The organism is Bacillus cereus group sp. BcHK124 (assembly GCF_027712065.1).
GTDB classification, from domain to species: Bacteria; Bacillota; Bacilli; order Bacillales; family Bacillaceae_G; genus Bacillus_A; species Bacillus_A pacificus.
Genome location: NZ_JAQFPJ010000016.1, coordinates 23,278 through 44,679, shown reverse-complemented (window position 1 = coordinate 44,679; position 21,402 = coordinate 23,278). Strand labels below are relative to the sequence as shown.

Genomic DNA, 21,402 nt, shown 5'->3' with positions numbered 1-21,402 from the left:
GATTCGAACATTATATGAATATTACGCCGGGGGTGACGAAATGTTATTTTTTCTAAAGAAATGGAATGAATTAAAAGATGTGAAATCTGAACTAGCACTTCGTGATTGGTTTTATGGTACAAAAATTAGCTTATCACTTTGTACGTCAAAAGAGCCGTTAACTTTTTTAGTAAATGTTGAAGGAAGAGATAAAGGGTTATTTTCAGAAGAAGATTTTATTGTTGTAAACTGTATGTGTGAACCAGTATTTGAAAATGAAGAAAAACCAGCTGCGGAATCATTTATGCATGCAGATATTTATAAAAAAAGTAGTGCAGAATGTATTTTACAAGTACAGACTGTAGATAGTCATTTAATATCAGAGTTGTATGGAGAAAAAGGGGAAGTAACATTCGATAAACGTAGCGTGGAACGTGTTTTTGGAAAAGAAGGTATAACAGAAATGACAATTCCCATTGTAGAAGATGAGAAAAAATTCGCTGATTTATTAGAAAATAATGTGCCGAATTTTAGTGAAGGTGGAGGAGTAGTTCTCGTTCATAATTATGGCATGATTGTGTGGGGAAAAACTCCAGAATACGCGAAAAAATGGTTGGAGGGTATAGAATATTTAATGAACTACCATGTAAAATTGTTAATGATAAAAGGCGCAAAGAGTTCTGTTATATGAAATGTTTGTGATTTCGTTACAAATCCACAAATGAATGAAAGCGTTTTAAAAAATAATTTTACTCATAAAATATAGGTCTCCTTATTATATATAGATTACATGTTGACATGTAAGGAGGAACATATTTTGCGAGTTAAATATCATTTTCTGCCAAAACAGCAAGTAACATTTTGCAAAATGAACGATTCAGGTAAGAAGGCTCTGCAAATTATGAATGAAACGGGATTTCGAGCAATCCCTGTATTAGCAGAAGATGAAAAGAAATTCATGGGGATTATTTATAAAGTGGATCTTTTAGAAAAGAAGTGTAATGGTGGATTAGAGGAATTAAGTACGGAACATATGCTAGAAGATTCCGCTGCATTTATTTTTGAAAAGGACTCTTTTTTCAGAGCATTTTATGTTATTCGTCGTTTGCCGTTTTTAGCGGTACTAAATGATTATAATGAATTTGTTGGCATCTTAACTCATTCCAATATATTTGATGTTATTGAGGATTCATTTGGTATGCGGACGGGTGGTTATATATTAACGATTGCAACACAAGATTGTAAGGGAACGATTAAAGAACTTGGGACATTGTTGAAAGCATTTCATATCGGTGGACTATTTACGCTAGATAACGGCGATCAATATATTCGCCGCGTTATTGTCAATATAACAGATGAGTTAAATGAAAAAAGATTAAAGCAATTAATCGAAAAAATAGAGAAAAAAGGATTCAGGGTGAGTCATGTAGATTATATTTAAGATGAAAAGGAAAGGGAGCAATTTGCTATATGCAGATTGCTCTCTTTTTTAGTTTGAGTCATGAATCTTATTTTGAAACAGGAGGCGGAGATAATGCTAAATCGGATAAAAAAATAAAATCTGCATGTTCACGAATTTTAGGAATAGAGGTTTCTATAACACGTGATGTAATTTCACCTGGAGGCCCAACATGTCCGATAGCTACCATAATCGGTTTTTCTTGAAGTTTTTTAATGAGTAATTGGGCTTGTTTTGAAATATGTGCCGCTGTGTACACGTCATCAAAAAATAATTGATTTTCAATAATTGGCACTCCTAATTCTTTCCCGATTTTTGGGACGACACTCTTAGGATTTGTTTTGCTATCTAAATAAAATAAACCGTGTTTTTTACAAGCTGCAAGTATAAGTCGTACAATTCTTTCGTCTGCAGTCACTTTTGATCCCATATGATTATTCATCCCAATTGCATGTGGCACTTCTTGAATCGCTTGTTCGAGTCGATTATTTATTTCTTCGTCGCTTAAATCAGTTGTAATTGCTTTTGGTCCAAGCCATTCTTTTTTACCTTTAATCGGTTCCATTGGCATATGTATAATAACTTCGTGTCCTTTCTTATGAGCCGCTATCGCATCTTCCTTTGTGGAAGGAAGAAAAGGCATAACAGCAACAGTTAGTGGAATAGGAAGTGATAACATTTTATCAGTTCCTTTCATATTATTGCCGAAGTCATCAATGACAATAGCTACTTTATTTGTATGAGCCTTGGCCTCAACAGGAAACAAGAAAGATGGTAAAAACATAGTCAAAATAAGCAATGCAATCGTATATTTGCGCATATAACTATTTCCTTTCTATATTATCAATCACCATTATGGTTTGCGTTTTTATATAAATTAAACAAAAAATGTCGAAGAAAAGTATATGGAAAATAGGGAATCCGCTATTTAATTGGTGTTTGTAAAAAAAGAAGATGAAAAAATTGTCTATTATTGCGAATGTATTTACAAAGATAGAATAATTTGTAATAATTCTCAAAGTGAGGGTAAAGATTTGTAAATTACAGGGAGAAAATGTTAAATTTTCTGATTCTTCAAATTCAAATATGATAAGCAGTTAAAAGTTCAATGGAGAAGTGAAGTAGAGAGCATGGAAGTATAATAAGGGGGATATGAATGTTTACTGTAAAAAGGAAGTACACATTAGAAAAGCTTTCACGTGATATTCATATGAAACGTGAAGAGATGATTCAATTAGGTTTAACGAGTGGGTTAAATAGTACGGAGACGATTCAAGTGAGTCAAGAATTGGACAAGCTTATTTTACAGTACCAGTGTTATAAAGAAAAACAAACACCAAAATGGTTATCAATTATAAAGGTACCTATTTTTCAAATTGGGTATGAAGGGAAATCAAGTAATTTTTGGCGAATGCTTGTGGCTGGTTTTATGAAATAAGTATAATTACCCTTTAGGGATAAGGATAATTATACTATGTGTAACGGAATTTCGATATGAACTGTCGTTCCTTCGTTTTCTATACTGTTAATAAAAATATGCCCGTTGTACATCTCTATAATTCGTTTACATATGACAAGTCCAAGACCTGTTCCAGTATCTTTATTAGTAAAGAACGGATGAAAGAGGTGTTTTTGAATATGTTTTGGAATCCCTTTTCCAGTATCTATAATTTGCAATTGTGCGTGTGTTTCATTGTTTGTTACGAAAATAGTTAGTGTATCGCCAGAAGTCATAGCTTCAATTGCATTTTTTGTAATGTTTAAAACCACTTGTTTCATATGGTCTTTTGAGCACCGGATATGAACAGGGCGGTCTGGCAAATGTAAATGGAATACAATATTATGTAGATTCGCCTCAGATTGAATAATTAATGCTACCTCATTTAGAATGGTTCTTACATCATATGTTTGTTCGATGATTGCAGTTGGCTTTCCAAGAATAAGAAATTCACTTACAATTTCATTAATTCGTTCTATTTCTTGTTCGATGATGGAAAAATAGAACTGATCTTGTTCATCTTTATATTTCTCTTTTAATAGAGCGACGAGCCCTTTAATTCCGGTAAGTGGATTACGGATTTCGTGGGCTGTACTAGCTGCAAAAGTTCCAACTAATTCAATTTTTTGTAGTTCATTTTGTTGTCTTTCCAGTTTTGTTTGTCGTTTTAACAACATATATTGAGCGAGTAAAAATAAAATTGACATTAAAAATAAAGTAGCTATACATTCTATGGCAACCCACTGGTTTAAAGTTTTTTGATGAATAGGTAACGGAGAAACAGAGACCTTCCAATCTAATCTTTGGAGTGGAGTAGTAAGCATATTAGAATGAGCATCACTTGTTTCGTTATTATCATCGTTTAGAAAAACTACATTATACTTATCAGTTACTTCAAAATGGTATTGTGGCTTAATGGCATTTAAAGATGATGAAATGTAGTCAAAGCGTAAACTTGCTAACAATAAGCCTGAGAGCTCCTTCTGTTTATTGAAAATGGGGGAAGCAATCATAATAGCTTGATGGCCAAGAACACGATCTGTAATGACGGATGATACAGTTGTTTTCTTAGTTTGTAATGCGTTTTGAATATATTTACGATCTGAGACATCAACAGGTGGTCGGTCACCTTCCGATGCGATTGTAATGATACCTTCTGGTGTAGCGTAATATAGACCAGAAAAATGTGCATCGTTTCCATCCGTATCATGTACAATTTCTTTCATTCCATTAATATTTCCAGTTTCGGTTCCTACGACCTTTGCGAGCATTTCTAGGGCAGAAATTGCTTCGCCAAGGTGGTGATCTAAATAGTCTCTATATAAAAAGAGAACCGTATGGGCAACTTGTTTATTTTCTTGTTTCATTTTATACGAATGATATGAATAAAATGTAGCACCAATCCCTATTGTTGGTAGGATAACAAGCAATATATATATAACTATGCTGTGGAATTTGAATTTCAAATTTGGTACTCCTTCTTTTTTATTATCATTATATATAAACTATGTTAAAATTGTCATGTTTTTATTCAAGAATCATTCATAATATATTTGGGGAGAGGTAATGAATGAGTGAATACTCATTCGGAATTTATATGAAGTACTATTTTGTTCTTTTTATTACTGAGAATTTAAGTGAAGGGTTGAAAGTTGTATGACATCAAATAATGAACGAGAAGATATTTCTCAATCTTTAAAAGTATTTATTGCATTATCTCGTGTACATCGTTCTGTTATGGATACTACAAATAAGTCTATACAAAGTAACGGTTTAAATCCAACTGAGTTTGCTGTATTAGAACTGCTATATCATAAAGGCGGTCAACCACTTCAGCAAATTGGTGAGCGTATTTTAATAGCTAGTGGCAGCATTACATATGTTGTAGATAAGTTAGAGAAAAAGGGACTAGTAAAGAGAATTCCATGCCCGAATGACCGACGTGTTATTTATGCACAATTAACTGAATCTGGAGAGAACTTTATTTCTTCTATTTTTCCAGGGCATGAGCAAGTTATTCATCAGTCTTTTGAAATGTTAACGAAAGAGGAAAAGGACGAATTACTTGATCTATTAAAAAAGATTGGAAAGTATGAAAAGTAATAATATGTTCCAAAGGAGCTTTGGATAAAGAAATCCAAAGCTTTTTTGTTTACATGTAATGATGGCAGTATATGCCATATTTTGTTGAAGAATAAGAGGAGATTTGGAAGTAAGCATTGAATTATAGTAAGGATGCATATAATGGAGAGGAGGCTCGTTCATGTCATTTAAAGACTATGAATATAAAAGGCCAAATATTGAAGAATTAAAAGAGAAGTTTACAGCTGCTTTAGAGAAGTTTGATAACGCAAAAACTGTAGAGGAACAAAAACAAGTCATTCATTCAATTAACGAAATTCGTAACGATTTTGGTACAATGGGGAATCTTTGTTACATTCGTCATTCTGTTGATACAACAGATGTTTTTTATAAGGAAGAGCAAGATTTCTTTGATGAATTCTCTCCAGTTGTACAAGGATATGGTACAAAGTATTATAATGCGTTAATTCATTCTCCATTCCGTGAAGAATTAGAAGCGTATTATGGGAAGCAATTATTTGCTCTTGCGGAGTGTGATTTAAAAACATATTCTGATGAAGTCGTGAAGGATTTACAATTAGAGAATAAATTGTCTTCACAATATACACAATTATTAGCATCTGCAAAAATTAATTTTGCAGGAGAAGAAAGAACGTTATCACAGCTTATTCCATTTATGCAAGGGAAAGAGAGAAGTGAACGTAAAGCAGCAAGTGAGGCGTATTACGGATTTTTAGCTGAGAATGAAGAAGAGTTAGATCGTATTTATGACGAGCTTGTTAAAGTGAGAACGAAAATCGCCAAATCTTTAGGTTTCAAAAACTTTGTTGAACTTGGATATGCAAGAATGTACCGTACAGATTATAATGCGGAAATGGTAGCGAATTATCGTCAGCAAGTGCTAGATTATATCGTTCCCGTTACAACGGAATTAAGAAAACGTCAACAAGCGCGTATCGGTGTAGAGAAGTTAGCGTACTACGACGAAAACTTTGAATTTCCAACAGGTAACCCAACTCCAAAAGGAGATGCGGATTGGATTGTTAATCATGGAAAAACGATGTATAAAGAGTTATCGGCTGAAACAGATGAATTTTTCAATTTCATGTTAGATAATGATTTATTAGATTTAGTTGCGAAAAAAGGAAAAGCTGGCGGTGGATATTGTACATATATTGAGAATTATAAAGCGCCGTTTATCTTCTCGAATTTTAACGGAACGTCTGGTGATATTGACGTATTAACACATGAAGCAGGCCATGCTTTTCAAGTATATGAAAGTCGTAAATTTGAAATTCCAGAATATAATTGGCCAACATATGAAGCGTGTGAAATTCACTCTATGAGTATGGAATTCTTCACATGGCCATGGATGAAGTTATTCTTTGAAGAAGATGCAGATAAATATTACTTCTCTCACTTAAGTTCAGCACTCCTGTTTTTACCGTATGGTGTATCTGTTGATGAATATCAACATTATGTATATGAAAATCCTGAAGCATCACCAGAAGATCGTAAGATAGCATGGCGTAATATAGAGAAAAAGTATTTACCGCATCGTGATTATGAAGATAATGATTATTTAGAGCGCGGTGGATTCTGGCAACGTCAAGGACATATTTATAGCTCGCCGTTCTACTATATTGACTACACGTTAGCACAAATTTGTGCACTGCAATTTTGGAAACGTGCAAGAGATAATAGACAAGAGGCGTGGGAAGATTATGTGAATCTGTGCCAACAAGGTGGAAGCAAATCATTCTTGGAATTAGTAGAAGTTGCCAATTTGACATCACCATTTGCTGAAGGCTGTGTGAAAAGTGTTATTACAGAAATTGAAGCATGGCTACAAGCAATTGACGACACAAAATTGTAAAAAACATGCGCTTTTTTTCACATGTTTAACATCGACATAACGAGAAAATGATGAGATAATAAAAGAAAATTCAGAATACTTAAGAGGTGTTTCTAATAAGGAGCGCCTCTTTTCACCAACAAAAGGGGGGAAAGAAGTATGCTTCAATCTAATATGGATGTGAGTTTAGAAAGTTTGGTGAACTCATTACAGTCTACCCGAAGCACGCTATTGTCAGAAATTGAAATGTTAAATGATACAGAAGTGAATGTAAAGCCACGTCGTGATAAATGGAGTATTATTCAAATTTTGCATCACTTGCATTTAGTTGAACAATCTGTCACGTCTGCCCTTGTATATGCCTTACAAAAAAATGAAAGAAACACGACTCCATTTAAAGACCTCCAACTTACGCTGGATCGCACACATAAACGAGAAGCTCCTCAGCAGATGAAACCAACAGAAACGCTAATGAAAAAACAGCAAGGAATCCAATTACTAGAACATTCACGACAAGAACTATTACATGCACTTCATAGCGTTATAGATGAAAAAGACCTATTTGAAAATGGGTTAAAGCATCCTGTTTTTAATGATCTGAATTTATATCAGTGGGTTCAATTTCTTGATTTGCATGAACAAAGACATCTTACGCAGTTAAAAGAAGCGAAACACGCAATTTTACAGCGATAATTAGGAAGAAGTGGGAGACCACTTCTTTTTCATATGTGCATAGTTTTACTTCTTATTTTGGAATACTACAGAGAGAAAGAAAAGAAGGAGTTGAAAAGTATGTCCAATAAAAAGAAAGAAGAAGAGCGCGCTTGGAAAGCACGTAAAGAAAATCAAAAACCACATGGAAAAGTGAAAGCTTTTGCTGAATTAGTTGAAGGAACAGAAAAAACGTGATGAGTATTTCATCACGTTTTTTGTATGAGTGGAAAAGTTAATAAGAAAGTTGTACCTGTACCTTTTTCACTTATAATATCAATTTTTCCGTTCATAGCTTGCACAACACTGAATACGACCATCATTCCAAGACCAGTACCTTTTTCTTTTGTTGAATAGAAAGGGGATCCAAGACGTTTTACTTGTTCTTGATCCATACCAACTCCTGTATCTTTTATATATAATTGAATATGCTTATGATCAGGAACTAATGTGAAATAAAGATCACCGCCTTTTGGCATGGCTTCAATGCAGTTTTTTAAAATATTTAACAAACATTGATTTAGTTTTTGTTTTTCTCCCGCGATAAAAAAAGAAGTACTTTGCTTTATATAATGTGTACGCACATTTGTTAAATTAGCAAGCGGTGTAATTAACGATAATGCATGCAGTAATTCTTCTTCTAACTGTAATGTTTGTTCTTTTTCAATACTTGGTTTTGCAAAGGTTAAATAATCTGTAAGAACGTGATTTGCTTGTTCGATTCCGTTGATGGCTATGTCAATATATAATTTTCGCTCTTGCTCAGTGCATGTACCTGACTGCAAAAGTTGTAAAAATCCTTTTGTTGAAGTTAACGGATTGCGAATCTCATGAGAGATGGACGCTGCCATTTCACCAATTAAATGAAATTTTTCAGCATTCATAAGTTCGTTTTGGAGACGAACTTGAGTTTGTAATATGTGTAGTAAATATAAAATAAGAATCGTACCAAGTATCGTACATAATTCATACACAATAATATGTGGTATATAATCAGTCTTATTTGTAACCTTTGAAAGGAAGAAAGGTATCCAACTCAATCCGTATGTGAGACTGTATATAATAGCGAGTATTATTTTTATACGATTAGAAGTTCGATTGAAAAATTTATATGTAAATAGTAGAACAATAAATAGAAGGATAGAACCGATAAGCGATGGGAAAACACCTATTCCTCCTAATAAGAAGCGATATATATTTAATACAACTAATATTGATCCACCAGCAATAGGACCTCCGGTTAATGTACCGACAACTAATACGATATGACGCATATCAAATTGAAATCCATAATTTGTTTTTGCTGCGAAAGTGATACATAGTATAGTAACGAGGCAGCATAATACAATAAATATAGCTGAATTTAATTTAGGAGAGCGTTTCCCTTTTTGATTCCAAAATAAATGGTATACGAGCATTGTAACAAGGATGAATAATATATTTAGAAAGAGATAAATAATAAAGGATTTCAGTGGGATGCCTCCTCTCTTCTTATAGTAAATTAATCATACTATAAAATGAAAGAAATGAAATGAGAAATAGCGGAAAAATCAGAATTTTTTTCTGGTAGTATACAATATGTTACAATAAGCTTTGTCAATGAAAGAAGGAATTCCGTGCAATGCACGGGAGAGGTTCGCGAACTCCCTCTATAAAAAACTATGGAAACAACAATATCTTTAGGTATTGTTTTGTTTTTTTATTGTGACAGTTCAAGAACGTTCTTTCTTCTTATTCGTAGTAGAGAAGGAGAATGAGTGAAATGAAAAAAGAAAAGGCAGTTGTTGTTTTTAGTGGAGGACAAGATAGTACGACATGTTTATTTTGGGCAATAGAGCAGTTTGCAGAAGTAGAGGCTGTAACGTTTAATTACAATCAACGTCATAAGTTAGAAATTGATTGTGCAGCGGAAATTGCAAAAGAGCTAGGAATTAAACATACAGTACTAGATATGAGTCTATTAAATCAACTTGCTCCAAATGCGTTAACGAGAACGGATATGGAGATTACACATGAAGAAGGGGAATTACCATCGACGTTTGTAGATGGACGAAATTTACTATTCTTATCATTTGCTGCTGTATTAGCAAAACAAGTTGGAGCACGTCATATTGTAACGGGTGTATGTGAAACTGATTTTAGTGGTTATCCAGATTGCCGTGACGTGTTTGTGAAATCGTTAAACGTTACTTTAAATTTATCCATGGATTATCCGTTTGTGATTCATACACCACTTATGTGGATTGATAAAGCGGAAACATGGAAATTATCAGATGAACTTGGAGCATTCGAGTTTGTTCGAGAAAAAACATTAACATGTTATAACGGAATCATTGGTGATGGTTGCGGTGAATGTCCAGCATGTCAACTTCGTAAAGCAGGATTAGATACGTACCTACAAGAACGCGAAGGAGCGAGCAACTAATGGATAATTTCTTTGGATTTCGCATCGTAGAAAATTTGCAAAAAATGGACAAGGATATTCAGCGTAAACAGCTCAAATATCATAATAAAAGAGTAATGGTCAGCAAGGAATTTACATTTGATGCAGCACACCATTTACACTGTTATGAAGGGAAATGTAAAAACTTACATGGTCACACATATAAAGTTGTATTTGGGATTAGTGGATATGTAAATGAAATAGGTCTTGCAATTGACTTTGGAGATATAAAAGAAATTTGGAAGAATGAAATAGAAATTTATTTAGATCATCGTTATTTAAACGAAACGTTACCAGCGATGAATACAACTGCTGAAAATATGGTCGTTTGGATTTATGAAAAGATGGCAGAGGCGTTAACAAAAGATAATCGTGCGAACGAATATAAAGGAGCTCGTGTTGAATTTGTTCGTCTATTTGAGACGCCAACTAGTTATGCGGAAGTCAGACGGGAGTGGATGCTCGATGAGTAAAATTCCGGTCTTAGAAATATTTGGTCCGACTATTCAAGGTGAAGGAATGGTTGTAGGACAAAAGACGATGTTTATCCGTACAGCTGGCTGTGATTATAGCTGCGCTTGGTGTGATTCTGCTTTTACGTGGGATGGATCTGCTAAAGATCAAATTAGACAGATGACAGCAGAAGACGTTTGGAATGAGCTTGTAGAAGTTGGCGGCGAAAATTTTTCTCATGTTACGATTTCAGGTGGAAATCCGGCATTGCTGAAAAATATTGAGTTTCTTCTTTCTATATTAAAAGAGAATGGAATGCGAACGGCAATCGAAACGCAAGGGAGTAAATGGCAAGATTGGTTACTTCAAATTGATGAGATAACGATTTCTCCAAAACCACCAAGTTCGACAATGAAAACTGATTTTCAGAAGTTAGATGCTATGATTCAGAAACTATCAGGAAAAGATATTAGTTTAAAGGTAGTAGTATTTGACGATTATGATTTCGAGTATGCAGTTAAGATGCACGAACGTTATCCAGATGTGCCATTTTTCTTACAAGTAGGGAATGATGATACAAAAACTGTGGATGATACGATGTTGATTAAAAAGTTATTAGATAAGTATGAGTGGCTTATTGAAAAAGCGGTTAACCGTAAAGAAATGAATAATGCAAAAGTATTGCCGCAGCTTCATGCGTTAGTATGGGGAAATAAACGCGGAGTATAATGAGAAGGGATGTTTAAAATGGCAGGAAGATTAGATGAAGATTTAAAAGATGTAACATTATTAGGAAATCAAAATACAAAATATTTATTTGAATATAGCCCAGAAATTTTAGAGGTTTTTGATAATAATCATCCAAACCGTGATTATTTTGTAAAATTCAATTGTCCTGAATTTACAAGCTTATGTCCGAAAACAGGCCAACCAGATTTTGCGACAATTTATATTAGCTACATTCCAGAACAAAGAATGGTAGAGAGTAAATCTTTAAAACTATATTTATTTAGTTTCCGCAATCATGGTGACTTCCACGAAGATTGTATGAACGTTATTATGAATGACTTAATTAAATTAATGGATCCACGTTACATCGAGGTATGGGGTAAATTCACACCACGTGGAGGGATTTCAATTGATCCTTACTGTAACTACGGTCGCCCAGGAACGAAGTATGAACAAATGGCTGACTACCGCATGATGAACCATGATTTATATCCAGAAACAATTGATAATCGTTAATATATAATAGAAAGAAAGGATCTGTATAACATACAGATCCTTTCTTTCTATTATATTATGCATTTTGATTAATGACAGTATAGTTTTTATGACTAACAACTGTAAGAGGTTCCATATCTAGTTCTCTAAAATTCTCCATAATTGTTATATCCACAATAACAGAGTTTTGATTTACTTTTTGAACACGGCCTTGCATTCCACCTTTAAATTCAATGATATCTCCAGTTTCTGCGATCTGCATAAGCAACTCTCCTTGTTACAGTTTTTCCAAAAAAGAATAATTTGGGATTTTTTATTTTCCTTTATTTTGAACTATGTTTCCTGTTTTGTAAATGTTTTCAAAGTAAAAATTCGAAAAATATTCACTTTTTGTAAGAAAATATGAAAGAATCCCATGTTTTTTGAAAAAAAGAAAGGTTTAAATGCGTGCATCTTTATATAGGGGTATAATAAAAATATACAATAACCTACTAAAGTGGGAGAAATTAGAGGCGGCAAAATGATGTTTGAATTTATGGGGAGTGTTATAGCATTAATTTTATTTGTATTTTCTTATACACATTTAAAAAAGATTCGTCATCATGAAACGACTACATATTTTGATGGGATGGATGGTATACATGCTGGGGGCACACATGAGAGTGGCGGGGATATGTAAAGGTGTATAACTTTCTTTTTTTGCGTGGTATGATATGTAAAAATAGTACATAATAGAGTTCGTAAGTGATGAATGGAGAGTGGAAAGAATGAAGATTTCTTTTATTCGTCATGGTCGCTTAGATCGTACTATAGAACCAATGACGGTTACATCCTTTCGTGAATGGATGAAAGGGTATGACTTACATACTATAGCAAAAAAAGCACCTATACCAACGGAAACAAGGGAAGCGGTTGAAGCGGCAAAATTGATTGTAACGAGTGATCAAAAGTGTGCTGTACAGTCAGCAGCTGAATTAATGGATTCTTTATCGTTTATACAAAATCCTCTCTTTAGAGAAGCTACAGTTCCGACGAGCTTTTATGCTCCAAAATGGTTGAAGTGTAAACCTAACGTATGGATGTTTATCGGACGAACATTATGGATACTTGGTTACCATAAAGATGTTGAGTCTTATAAGGAAGTAAGAGAGAGGGCAAGACAAGCGGCTTACTTATTACATCGTTACGCTCTCGTACATGGAAGTATTGCTCTTGTAGGTCATAATTATGTGAATGTAATGATTGGTGCCGAACTGAGAGCGATGGGATGGTCTGGTTCTCCTATTTTGCACAGAGAGCCATGGGGATGTACAACATATACGTTTCATGAGGCGATGAATGGAACTGTATTAAATACGAATTTAACATAAAAGCACACGATTTATATAAATCGTGTGCTTTCTTTTTAAGATATAGAAATTTTGATGTTCAATGGTTTTACGAGATGCGCATAAGGTTCGCCTACAAGCATAACGATTTGATCTTTTTTGTAACCTAGTTTTTCGTATAATGAATAGGCACGTTTGTTTTCTAAATTAACAAGTAATGCGATTTTTTCATGCTTCTTTTCAGTTGCATAAATTTCAGCAGCTTCAATTAATTTAGAACCAATTCCTTTTCCGCCATATGCACTTGAAACGGATAATGTATCAATGTAATATTCATCAAGTTCAGCTTCTTTTTCTAACGTAATCGATTCATCTTTATGTAATTCTCTTAAGTGATGTACAATTGGTGCATCAAGCATTGCTGCTTCACTACCGTGATAAGCGACAATAACTCCAACTGCATCCCCGTCTTGCTCATATACAAAACAGTTTTCATAGCTCAGTCGATTTCTCTCTTTTGAGAACCATGTTTCAAGTCCTAGTAATACTTCTGTCTCAACTGTGCTACCTGTGATTTTTTCAGCAATTTCGTGCAGAGCGTTATACAATAAAGGTGCTACCAGTTTCGCATCTGTCTTTTTTGCTTTCCGAATCATAGTATCCCTCCTAGTTCTATTTATATATTGTAGCATAGTGGTATGGAACTTTGCATAATTGAATGTCGAAATGTTTGATATAGAGAAGTAGCTATGTTAGTATATGATATTTAGTGGACATATAATTAAGAGATATCTTTTGAAAAATAATGAAAATGAAATGAAGGTATAGCATCTGGATAATTTTACAGTTGTTGACCTATAGAATATAAGTTAAAATAAAATATTGCATAGAGGTGAAATACATGGATAAAGAATTAGCAAATACAATTTTGGATCAGCTGAAAAATGGTGAAATAAAGGAGTATGTTGTTACGAAAGATGTATTTTATACGTTCAGAGAAGTTTTAGTAAATCGAGAAGACTTTAAACATTTCATTGGTAACGCACAGCGCGGCGGACAGGTCATTTATACATACTCAGAAACGCCACGTTCGTAACTAGAAGAATATAGGGGAGGAGACTTATGGGCGATTTTAAACAAGGCATATTACCGCATTGGGATTATATGTGGAAAGATAGAGCCGGCAACCGATTTATGGGAATGGTCATATATCCAGAGAAAAGAAAGTGTTCGGCCAAAATGCTTCAGAAAATAAAAAGAGCATATGAAGAGGCTGTAGAAATTAAAATAACTGTACAAGTTCAACGTACGTATCAGTACATAGAAGGAATGATTGTATACTTTGATGAAGAAGCTCCTGTATGTACAATGATTGATAAAGATGAAAATCCACATCATATATTTGTAAAAGATATTTTGCGTATTGAGCACTCTGCATAATCTTTTCATAAATAAGCTGAATTTCCATAATAATAATCTTTTTCTATAATAGTTATCTTTTAGTATGTAACGCGAACCGAAAGTATATGTATAATATTTAATAAAGTAAAATTGATAAATGTAATCGTTTTTTAGAACAGATTATCGTTTCATGTCTGTTCTTTTTTGCGTGATGCTGGAGAAATATATTCCTCCAGCATTTGCCGTTTTATGACAAAATATATTGGTAACTTTTTTAAAAATAAGGTTAAATTCGTTGACAACTTTTTTGAAAAGCACTTTATTGACATGAGTTTTAGAATGTTGTTTCATAGTCATTGTATTGAAAAAAATCGACGGTCTTGTCGAAAAGTAAAAGTTAAAAAAAGAAAGAATTTATACATATATCTTGTGTCTTATTTTGAAACGTAATACAATATATAGAGAAATCAAGAAACAACATACAGAGAGTATAGATTGAAAAGGGAGGGTCGGAAATGTTAGTTGCATATGATTCTATGACAGGAAACGTGAAGCGTTTCATCCACAAATTAAATATGCCGGCCGTTCAAATTGGTGAAGATCTAGTAATAGATGAAGACTTTATTTTAATTACGTATACAACAGGTTTTGGCAATGTACCAGAACGTGTTTTAGAATTTTTAGAGCGCAATAATGAAAAATTAAAAGGCGTATCTGCAAGCGGCAATCGTAACTGGGGAGACATGTTCGGTGCAAGTGCTGACAAAATTTCTGCTAAATATGAAGTGCCTATTGTATCAAAATTTGAGTTATCAGGAACAAATAACGATGTAGAATATTTTAAGGAAAGGGTGCGGGAGATTGCGACACATTGAACTGAATAATGAAATCACGCAAATGCAGGACGGTTTTTATCAGCTTCATAAAGATAAAGAGGCATTAGAAGTCTTTATGGAAGAAGCTAGAGAGAATACCGTTCATTTTAATAGCGTGGCAGAGCGAATGGAGTATATGAAAGAACATGATTACTATTACAACGTTCTGGACGAGTATAACTTGGAGGAAGTAGAAGAGGTATATAACATCGCTTATGGTGAAAACTTCGAGTTCCAATCTTATATGGCAGCATCTAAGTTCTACAAAGATTATGCGTTAAAAACAAATGATCAAAAACAATACTTAGAAAGCTATGAAGATCGTGTAGCAATTGTGTCATTATACTTAGGACGCGGTGATGTTGCGAAGGCAAAACAATTCGCAAGCATGATTGTCAAACAAAACTACCAACCAGCGACACCAACCTTTTTAAATGCGGGAAGAAGCAGAAGAGGAGAAATGGTGTCTTGTTTCTTGTTAGAGATGGATGATAGCTTAAATTCAATTGGCTTTAACATTAATACTGCAATGCAATTATCAAAAATCGGCGGTGGAGTAGCTTTAAACTTATCTAAGCTACGCGCACGCGGTGAGCAAATTAAAGGTATCGACAACGCTGCAAGTGGTGTAGTACCTGTTATGAAGTTACTTGAAGATTCGTTTTCATATGCGAATCAGCTTGGCCAACGAAAAGGTGCCGGAGCTGTATATTTAAACATTTTCCATTGGGATATTATTGAATTCCTTGATACAAAAAAAATAAATGCCGATGAGAAGAGCCGTATTCAGTCTCTATCAATCGGAATTATCGTTCCAAGTAAGTTCTTTGAGCTTGCTGAGAAAAACGAGCCTTTCCATGTTTTCGCGCCTTATACGGTGTATAAAGAATATGGAAAGCATTTAGATGACATTGATATCGATGAAATGTACGATGAATTAATGAGTAATCCGAAAGTGAAGAAGAAGCCGCTAGATATTAGTGCGCGTGATATGCTGATTAAAATTGCTATGATTCAGCTTGAGTCTGGTTATCCGTACTTAATGTTTAAATCAAATGCAAATAACCAACATCCATTGAAGGATATTGGAACTGTGAAGATGTCGAACTTGTGTTAAATATGTAGCACCTTCTAGTAGAAATGCTAGTCGAAAACTCCGTTAAACGGGGAAAGCCTCAAATTTGAGGTAACCTACCGTGCTAAATCTTATCTTAGAATGAAAATATAAAAGTTCAGAATGTATCTTATTATTTTGTATAGCAGAGTTATGGGACAACATAAAGTAATAAGAGACTTTCTGAAAGATATTAAGATAAGTAAAAGCCTAACGACTATCCCTTATGGGAGTAGAGCGCAAGCGATTGGCGTTCGAAAAGCGGAGCACCTAATCAGGTAATGCTGTAGGTGATGATATAGTCTGTCCTGTATGGTGACATACAGCAGTTGCATGAGCAACGGACTGAGGAATAGCGAACTCGGTTGAACATTCGAGACAGAAATCTTCCAGCTTCAAGAAACTTCTGAAATTAACGATTATGGTACAGATGATATTATCCGTCGTGATATTAACTGTAACTTAGGATCGTTAAATATTGTAAATGTAATGGAAAATAAAGAAATTCGTGAAGCAGTTCATGCGGGAATGGAAGCTTTAACAGCTGTTTCTGATATGACGATTATTCCGAATGCACCAACTGTGAAAAAAGCAAATGATGAGCTTCATTCAGTAGGGCTTGGCGCAATGAACTTACACGGATATTTAGCAAAAAATAAAATCGCTTATGAAAGTGCAGAAGCGAAAGAGTTCGCTCGTACATTCTTTATGATGTTAAATTACTACTCTATTGAGAAAAGTATGGAAATCGCTAAAGAAAAAGGCGAAACATTTAAAGACTTCGATAAATCTGATTATGCGAATGGCACATACTTTGAAAAGTATGAAACGACAGATTACAGCCCAGTAACTGAAAAAGTTCAGCAATTATTTAAAGGAATTCATATTCCAACAAAAGAAGATTGGACAAGTTTAAAAGAGCAAGTGCAGAAGAATGGTTTATACAACTCATATCGTCTTGCCATCGCTCCTACGCAATCGATCAGTTACGTTCAAAATGCAACTTCAAGCGTAATGCCGATTGTAAGTCAAATCGAATCAAGAACGTATGCGAATGCGACAACATATTATCCAATGCCATATTTATCAAAAGATACGTTCTGGTACTATAAATCTTCTTACGATATGAATCAGTTTAAATTAATTGATTTAATCGCAGAAATTCAAGAACATATTGACCAAGGAATTAGTACAATTCTTTACGTTAATAGTGATATTTCAACACGTGAATTAGCGCGTTACTACATCTATGCACATAAAAAAGGCTTAAAGAGTCTGTATTATACGAGAACGCGTAAATTAAGCGTGGAAGAGTGCGTGGCTTGTACCGTTTAATGGCATATTGCCATACTAAATGAATAACCCAACAGTATGAGCAGGGTTATGAACCCTGCTCATACTTGGTTTGTTCTACTAAACGGTTAGCTTTTCATTATTAGATGGAAATTTAACCGTTCAGTAGAACAATAATAGATATAGGGGTGATTCAATGCGCGCTGTTAACTGGAATAAAAAAGAAGACGATTTCAGTTTAATGTTTTGGAAGCAAAACATCGCTCAGTTTTGGACAGAAGAAGAAATTGCGGTTTCGTCTGACAAAAATACTTGGGTGCAATTATCGAAAGAAGAGCAAATTGCTTATAAGCGTGTATTAGGTGGTTTAACACTTTTAGATACGAAACAAGGTGGCGAAGGTATGCCTCTTGTACTTGTTCATCTTGAAAATTTACAAGCAAAAAGTGTATTAGCTTTCATGGGTGCTATGGAAGAAGTACATGCGAAGAGTTACAGTCATATTTTCACAACGTTAGCTACTGAAGAAGAAATCGATGATATTTTCGAATGGGTAGACAACCATCCGTTACTTGAGAAAAAGGCTGGTATTATTACAAGTTACTATCGTCGTTTATTAAAGCCTGAAGTAACGAAAAAAGAGTTATATATGGCAATGGTAGCAAGTGTGTTCTTAGAAAGTTACCTATTCTATAGTGGATTCTTTTATCCACTTTACTTAGCTGGTCAAGGAAAACTGACAGCAAGTGGTGAGATTATTAACCTTATTATCCGTTAACTAATAGCGGCTTTTGGTAGAGATACCAATTGAAAAACCCTTTTAATTGCTGGGAACCCCTATTGTAAATTTATCTGTTTTATTATTGATGAATATATACATTCAGGTTATTCTCTAACTATCAATAGATGGAAAGGAGAATAGCTGATAGGGCAATCAGCAGCGAAGCCTTTATCTAGCGATAACATGTACGGAAGTATTAGACACCGAAAACTGTATAAACAGTGGTGGGTGCGATACGTAGATAAAGGAACGTTCAACGACTATCCCAATGGCGGTGAAATTCCGCAATAGGAGTAGGGCCAAGCGGTGGGTGAGAATCCCTTAAATCGAAATGGAGGGCTACCTGAGAAGGTAGATGATATAGTCTCTTCTTGCAGGAAACTGTAAGCTGTGTAAACGGCATAGGAGTAGCGAATCTATGTGAAGGTAAAGGATGAGTCAATTCACGGCGTATTCGTTGGTATTTTAGCACAACAAATCTTCGCGGAACTTTCTGCAGAAGATCAACAAGAAGTGCAAAAAGAAACACAAGAGTTATTAATGGAACTATATGAAATCGAAATGGCATACACAGAAGAAATTTACACTTCTATCGGTCTTGTAGAGGATGTAAATCGTTTCGTTCGTTACAATGCGAATAAAGGACTTATGAACTTAGGACTTGAGCCGAAGTTTGAAGAAGAAGAAATTAACCCGATCGTTTTAAATGGTTTACGTACAGATACGAAAAACCATGATTTCTTCTCTGTAAAAGGAAATGGTTACGTAAAAGCAACGAACGTCGAAAAGTTATCGGACGATGATTTCGTGTTTAATTTTTAATATATGATCATAAAGAAAAGCTGTCTTATTCATTGATAAGACAGCTTTTCTTTATGGTTTTGTTTACATAACACTATTATTTTCGTATAACGATTTCTGTTGAAAAATTCTATCCGTTAGCTGGATAGAATTTTTTTGTAAGTAAATGGGTATTTACAACCCTTTTGTATCAGTGTATTATTTAACTAGTACACCAATACAAAAGGAGGGAAGAAATGAAAATAGAGTTTTCTCCAAATATACCAATTTACATTCAGGTAATGGAATACATAAAAAAAGAAATTGTAACAGGACATTTGTTGCCTGGTGATAAAATTCCCTCTGTGCGTGAATTAGCGAGTGAATTACAAGTAAATCCAAATACGATCCAGCGTACATTTCAAGAGCTCGAACGAGATGGGGTTGTTGTAACACGTAGAGGAATGGGAAGATATGTAACGAATGAAGGGGAGAAAATTATGGAGCTGCGAAAAGAGATGGCGAAAGAATTACTTCATTCTTTTATAGATGGAATGGACAATTTAGGGTTTTCAGAAGAAGAAATTCTTACAATCCTTCGTTCTTCATTACATGAGAAAAGGGAGGAGAGCGAATGACAGAGCTATTAAAAATAGAAAACTTATGGAAGAGATACGGGTTAAAAGCAGTAATCCGTGAATTAAGCATTGAGATTACGGAAGGGAAAATTGTTGGACTCGTTGGAGATAACGGGAGCGGGAAAACGACGTTATTGAAAATGATTGCTGGTTTGCAGCATCCTTCCGAAGGGAGTATTACAATCGCTGGTAAAAAAGTAGGATTAGAAACGAAAGAAATTGTTTCTTTTATGTCGGATAAACCAGTATTTGATGATTGGATGACGGTAAAAGATTCTTTATTTTTCTATCGAGATTTTTATAAAGATTTCGACATTCAAAAAGCGGTAGATACGGTTGCGGAATTTAAAATACCGTTAGAAGAAAAAATTACAGCTTTATCAAAAGGGATGGTTGAAAAGCTACAAATTATTTTAACGTTTTCTCGGAAAGCGAAGTTATACGTACTAGATGAACCGCTGGGCGGAATTGATCTCGTTTCTAGAGAACACATATTAGAACTTATTTTACAGTTTTATCGCGAAGATTGTACCATTTTAATTGCAACACATTTAATTGGAGAAGTGGAAAATATTTTTGACGAAGTAATCTTTTTAAAAGATGGTGAAAGTGTACTGCATGAAAATGTAGAGGAATTACGTTTCCAACGAGGGAAAGCTGTTACGGATTTGTTTAAGGAGGTGTTTAGTAGATGAAGGCCAGTTTAATATATATGTACAATGCGAATAAAAAACAAATTTTCATTTCGTTATTGTCATTCATATTTATTGCGGCTGTCGCTTTTGTAAGTATGGGGAATTATATTAAACAAGAATCAGGAGAAGTAAGGCAAATGATTACAATTGCTTTAGTATTCTTAGTTTATTTAATTTTTGCGGTATTAGTATTTCTGCAGGCGATGTCTGCGTTTGGGAAAATGACTGAAAGTACATTATTTCGGTTAACACCGATATCTGGTAAAAAAATTGTTTTAGCAATATTGTCATATGCAGCAATTAGCTTAATGTGTTTTGAATTAATAGGTGCTATGTTTTTCTATGGTATTTCGATGAAAGTAATAAAAGGTACAGAACTCCATGAATTGTTATTCACCGAAAGTACACTTACACTAGATATGGTAAAGCAGTTATTTAGTAGCGTGTTATATGTATTTAATTTATCAAGTATATTGTTAGTTTTACTTTTTACAGTAGCTGGTGTGAAAGTATTTTCTTTGAAAAAGAAAAAAATGGAGTATGTAATTATTTTCTTCTTATTTTTACTAGTAACGAAAGTAATCAATCTGATATATGAAATGCTGGGTCGACTTGCGCCTATACCTAATATTATTAAAAAAATCGTTTATATAGATGAAACGGTGGATATGAATCTTATACTATATCCAGAAAATTTTATAAATTTATATAGTATTGCTTTTTCAATCGGTATATTTGTTTTACTTGTTTATATAACAGGTCGCATTATCGATAAAAAACTAGAAGTCTAAAG

The 21,402-nt window shown here is 34.1% G+C and carries 25 protein-coding genes, 4 pseudogenes and 1 riboswitch; of the genes and pseudogenes, 24 read left to right on the top strand and 5 right to left on the bottom strand.

Annotated elements, in window-relative coordinates:
• Positions 1-40: 40 nt before the first annotated feature.
• Positions 41-670, top strand: coding sequence for a class II aldolase/adducin family protein (locus tag PDK19_RS20160; protein ID WP_000895997.1), 630 nt, complete (start codon positions 41-43; stop codon positions 668-670).
• Between the two features lie 126 nt (positions 671-796).
• Positions 797-1,420 (top strand): cyclic di-AMP binding protein CbpA, encoded by a 624-nt coding sequence (gene cbpA, locus PDK19_RS20155; protein WP_001264217.1) that lies wholly within the window; start codon positions 797-799, stop codon positions 1,418-1,420.
• 67 nt (positions 1,421-1,487) lie between these two features.
• On the opposite strand, the gene PDK19_RS20150 is transcribed toward cbpA, so the two are convergent.
• Positions 1,488-2,258: a divergent polysaccharide deacetylase family protein gene (locus PDK19_RS20150; RefSeq protein WP_001234123.1), complete on the bottom strand. Its 771-nt coding sequence runs from the start codon at positions 2,256-2,258 to the stop codon at positions 1,488-1,490.
• 336 nt (positions 2,259-2,594) lie between these two features.
• On the opposite strand from PDK19_RS20150, the gene PDK19_RS20145 reads away from it, so the two are divergent.
• Positions 2,595-2,876, top strand: a complete 282-nt coding sequence (locus tag PDK19_RS20145) for an aspartyl-phosphate phosphatase Spo0E family protein (protein ID WP_000495540.1) — start codon at positions 2,595-2,597, stop codon at positions 2,874-2,876.
• A 29-nt stretch (positions 2,877-2,905) separates the two neighbouring features.
• On the opposite strand, the gene PDK19_RS20140 is transcribed toward PDK19_RS20145, so the two are convergent.
• On the bottom strand, positions 2,906-4,402 hold the full coding sequence (locus tag PDK19_RS20140) for a DUF3149 domain-containing protein (RefSeq protein ID WP_016716946.1): 1,497 nt from the start codon (positions 4,400-4,402) through the stop codon (positions 2,906-2,908).
• Between the two features lie 190 nt (positions 4,403-4,592).
• Between PDK19_RS20140 and PDK19_RS20135 the strand changes: the two genes are divergently transcribed.
• The 4 genes from PDK19_RS20135 (at position 4,593) to PDK19_RS20120 (ending at position 7,782) form a co-directional block, all read left to right on the top strand.
• Positions 4,593-5,039, top strand: a complete 447-nt coding sequence (locus PDK19_RS20135) for a MarR family winged helix-turn-helix transcriptional regulator (RefSeq protein WP_000203341.1) — start codon at positions 4,593-4,595, stop codon at positions 5,037-5,039.
• A 160-nt stretch (positions 5,040-5,199) separates the two neighbouring features.
• Positions 5,200-6,894, top strand: coding sequence for a M3 family oligoendopeptidase (locus PDK19_RS20130; protein WP_270707903.1), 1,695 nt, complete (start codon positions 5,200-5,202; stop codon positions 6,892-6,894).
• 138 nt (positions 6,895-7,032) lie between these two features.
• Positions 7,033-7,566 carry a DinB family protein gene (locus PDK19_RS20125; RefSeq protein ID WP_000941973.1) on the top strand — a complete coding sequence of 178 codons (534 nt, stop codon included), beginning with the start codon at positions 7,033-7,035 and terminating at the stop codon, positions 7,564-7,566.
• Positions 7,567-7,665: 99 nt separating this feature from the next.
• Complete coding sequence (locus PDK19_RS20120; RefSeq protein ID WP_000066280.1) at positions 7,666-7,782, top strand: DUF6254 family protein; 117 nt, start codon at positions 7,666-7,668, stop codon at positions 7,780-7,782.
• Between the two features lie 11 nt (positions 7,783-7,793).
• Here the strand turns inward: PDK19_RS20120 and kinB are convergent, their stop codons facing one another.
• A complete protein-coding gene (gene kinB / locus PDK19_RS20115) occupies positions 7,794-9,002 on the bottom strand; it encodes a sporulation sensor histidine kinase KinB (protein ID WP_001993722.1) in 1,209 nt (402 codons plus the stop codon).
• Positions 9,003-9,209: 207 nt separating this feature from the next.
• Positions 9,210-9,253: riboswitch (PreQ1 riboswitch) on the top strand.
• Between the two features lie 93 nt (positions 9,254-9,346).
• Here kinB and queC point away from each other — a divergent pair.
• From queC to queF, 4 genes are read left to right on the top strand one after another with little or no spacing between them, the layout of a single operon-like run.
• Positions 9,347-10,009 (top strand): 7-cyano-7-deazaguanine synthase QueC, encoded by a 663-nt coding sequence (gene queC, locus PDK19_RS20110; protein WP_000711596.1) that lies wholly within the window; start codon positions 9,347-9,349, stop codon positions 10,007-10,009.
• A complete protein-coding gene (queD, locus tag PDK19_RS20105; protein WP_000368412.1) occupies positions 10,009-10,500 on the top strand; it encodes a 6-carboxytetrahydropterin synthase QueD in 492 nt (163 codons plus the stop codon). Before queC ends, queD begins: the two co-directional genes overlap by 1 nt.
• Entirely contained in the window at positions 10,493-11,209 is a 717-nt protein-coding gene (queE, locus tag PDK19_RS20100; protein WP_000036291.1) for a 7-carboxy-7-deazaguanine synthase QueE, read from the top strand. Before queD ends, queE begins: the two co-directional genes overlap by 8 nt.
• Positions 11,210-11,227: 18 nt before the next feature.
• Positions 11,228-11,725 (top strand): preQ(1) synthase, encoded by a 498-nt coding sequence (queF, locus tag PDK19_RS20095; protein ID WP_000918895.1) that lies wholly within the window; start codon positions 11,228-11,230, stop codon positions 11,723-11,725.
• 55 nt (positions 11,726-11,780) lie between these two features.
• Here the strand turns inward: queF and PDK19_RS20090 are convergent, their stop codons facing one another.
• The gene (locus PDK19_RS20090; RefSeq protein WP_001165081.1) at positions 11,781-11,966 is read right to left on the bottom strand and encodes a YkvS family protein; all 186 of its coding nucleotides are present in this window, start codon (positions 11,964-11,966) and stop codon (positions 11,781-11,783) included.
• 234 nt (positions 11,967-12,200) lie between these two features.
• Here PDK19_RS20090 and PDK19_RS20085 point away from each other — a divergent pair, with 234 nt between their 5' ends.
• The gene (locus PDK19_RS20085) at positions 12,201-12,383 is read left to right on the top strand and encodes a hypothetical protein (RefSeq protein WP_124878252.1); all 183 of its coding nucleotides are present in this window, start codon (positions 12,201-12,203) and stop codon (positions 12,381-12,383) included.
• Between the two features lie 88 nt (positions 12,384-12,471).
• On the top strand, positions 12,472-13,074 hold the full coding sequence (locus tag PDK19_RS20080; protein ID WP_014893193.1) for a phosphoglycerate mutase: 603 nt from the start codon (positions 12,472-12,474) through the stop codon (positions 13,072-13,074).
• 35 nt (positions 13,075-13,109) lie between these two features.
• On the opposite strand, the gene PDK19_RS20075 is transcribed toward PDK19_RS20080, so the two are convergent.
• Positions 13,110-13,688, bottom strand: a complete 579-nt coding sequence (locus PDK19_RS20075; RefSeq protein ID WP_000619536.1) for a GNAT family N-acetyltransferase — start codon at positions 13,686-13,688, stop codon at positions 13,110-13,112.
• A 245-nt stretch (positions 13,689-13,933) separates the two neighbouring features.
• Here PDK19_RS20075 and PDK19_RS20070 point away from each other — a divergent pair, with 245 nt between their 5' ends.
• From PDK19_RS20070 to PDK19_RS20025, 11 genes and pseudogenes are all read left to right on the top strand, one after another.
• Positions 13,934-14,128, top strand: a complete 195-nt coding sequence (locus PDK19_RS20070) for a hypothetical protein (protein WP_000356683.1) — start codon at positions 13,934-13,936, stop codon at positions 14,126-14,128.
• A 26-nt stretch (positions 14,129-14,154) separates the two neighbouring features.
• Positions 14,155-14,472 (top strand): hypothetical protein, encoded by a 318-nt coding sequence (locus PDK19_RS20065; RefSeq protein WP_014893192.1) that lies wholly within the window; start codon positions 14,155-14,157, stop codon positions 14,470-14,472.
• A 476-nt stretch (positions 14,473-14,948) separates the two neighbouring features.
• Entirely contained in the window at positions 14,949-15,308 is a 360-nt protein-coding gene (gene nrdI / locus PDK19_RS20060; RefSeq protein ID WP_000959450.1) for a class Ib ribonucleoside-diphosphate reductase assembly flavoprotein NrdI, read from the top strand.
• Positions 15,295-16,422, top strand: a pseudogene (locus PDK19_RS20055) (ribonucleotide reductase N-terminal alpha domain-containing protein); the annotation flags it as partial. The gene nrdI and the pseudogene PDK19_RS20055, both read left to right, overlap by 14 nt.
• 384 nt (positions 16,423-16,806) lie before the next feature.
• Positions 16,807-17,757 carry a ribonucleotide reductase gene (locus tag PDK19_RS20050; protein WP_074567991.1) on the top strand — a complete coding sequence of 317 codons (951 nt, stop codon included), beginning with the start codon at positions 16,807-16,809 and terminating at the stop codon, positions 17,755-17,757.
• Between the two features lie 154 nt (positions 17,758-17,911).
• Positions 17,912-18,490, top strand: a pseudogene (locus PDK19_RS20045) (ribonucleotide-diphosphate reductase subunit beta); the annotation flags it as partial.
• 201 nt (positions 18,491-18,691) lie between these two features.
• Positions 18,692-18,787: pseudogene (locus PDK19_RS27330) on the top strand (nuclease); the annotation flags it as partial.
• 135 nt (positions 18,788-18,922) lie between these two features.
• Positions 18,923-19,318 (top strand): annotated as a pseudogene (locus tag PDK19_RS20040) (ribonucleotide-diphosphate reductase subunit beta); the annotation flags it as partial.
• Between the two features lie 215 nt (positions 19,319-19,533).
• Positions 19,534-19,914, top strand: a complete 381-nt coding sequence (locus PDK19_RS20035) for a GntR family transcriptional regulator (RefSeq protein WP_000687504.1) — start codon at positions 19,534-19,536, stop codon at positions 19,912-19,914.
• On the top strand, positions 19,911-20,609 hold the full coding sequence (locus PDK19_RS20030) for an ABC transporter ATP-binding protein (RefSeq protein ID WP_000137753.1): 699 nt from the start codon (positions 19,911-19,913) through the stop codon (positions 20,607-20,609). Before PDK19_RS20035 ends, PDK19_RS20030 begins: the two co-directional genes overlap by 4 nt.
• Positions 20,606-21,400, top strand: a complete 795-nt coding sequence (locus tag PDK19_RS20025; RefSeq protein ID WP_000647932.1) for a hypothetical protein — start codon at positions 20,606-20,608, stop codon at positions 21,398-21,400. The genes PDK19_RS20030 and PDK19_RS20025 overlap by 4 nt, the downstream gene beginning before the upstream one ends.
• Positions 21,401-21,402 lie beyond the last annotated feature (2 nt).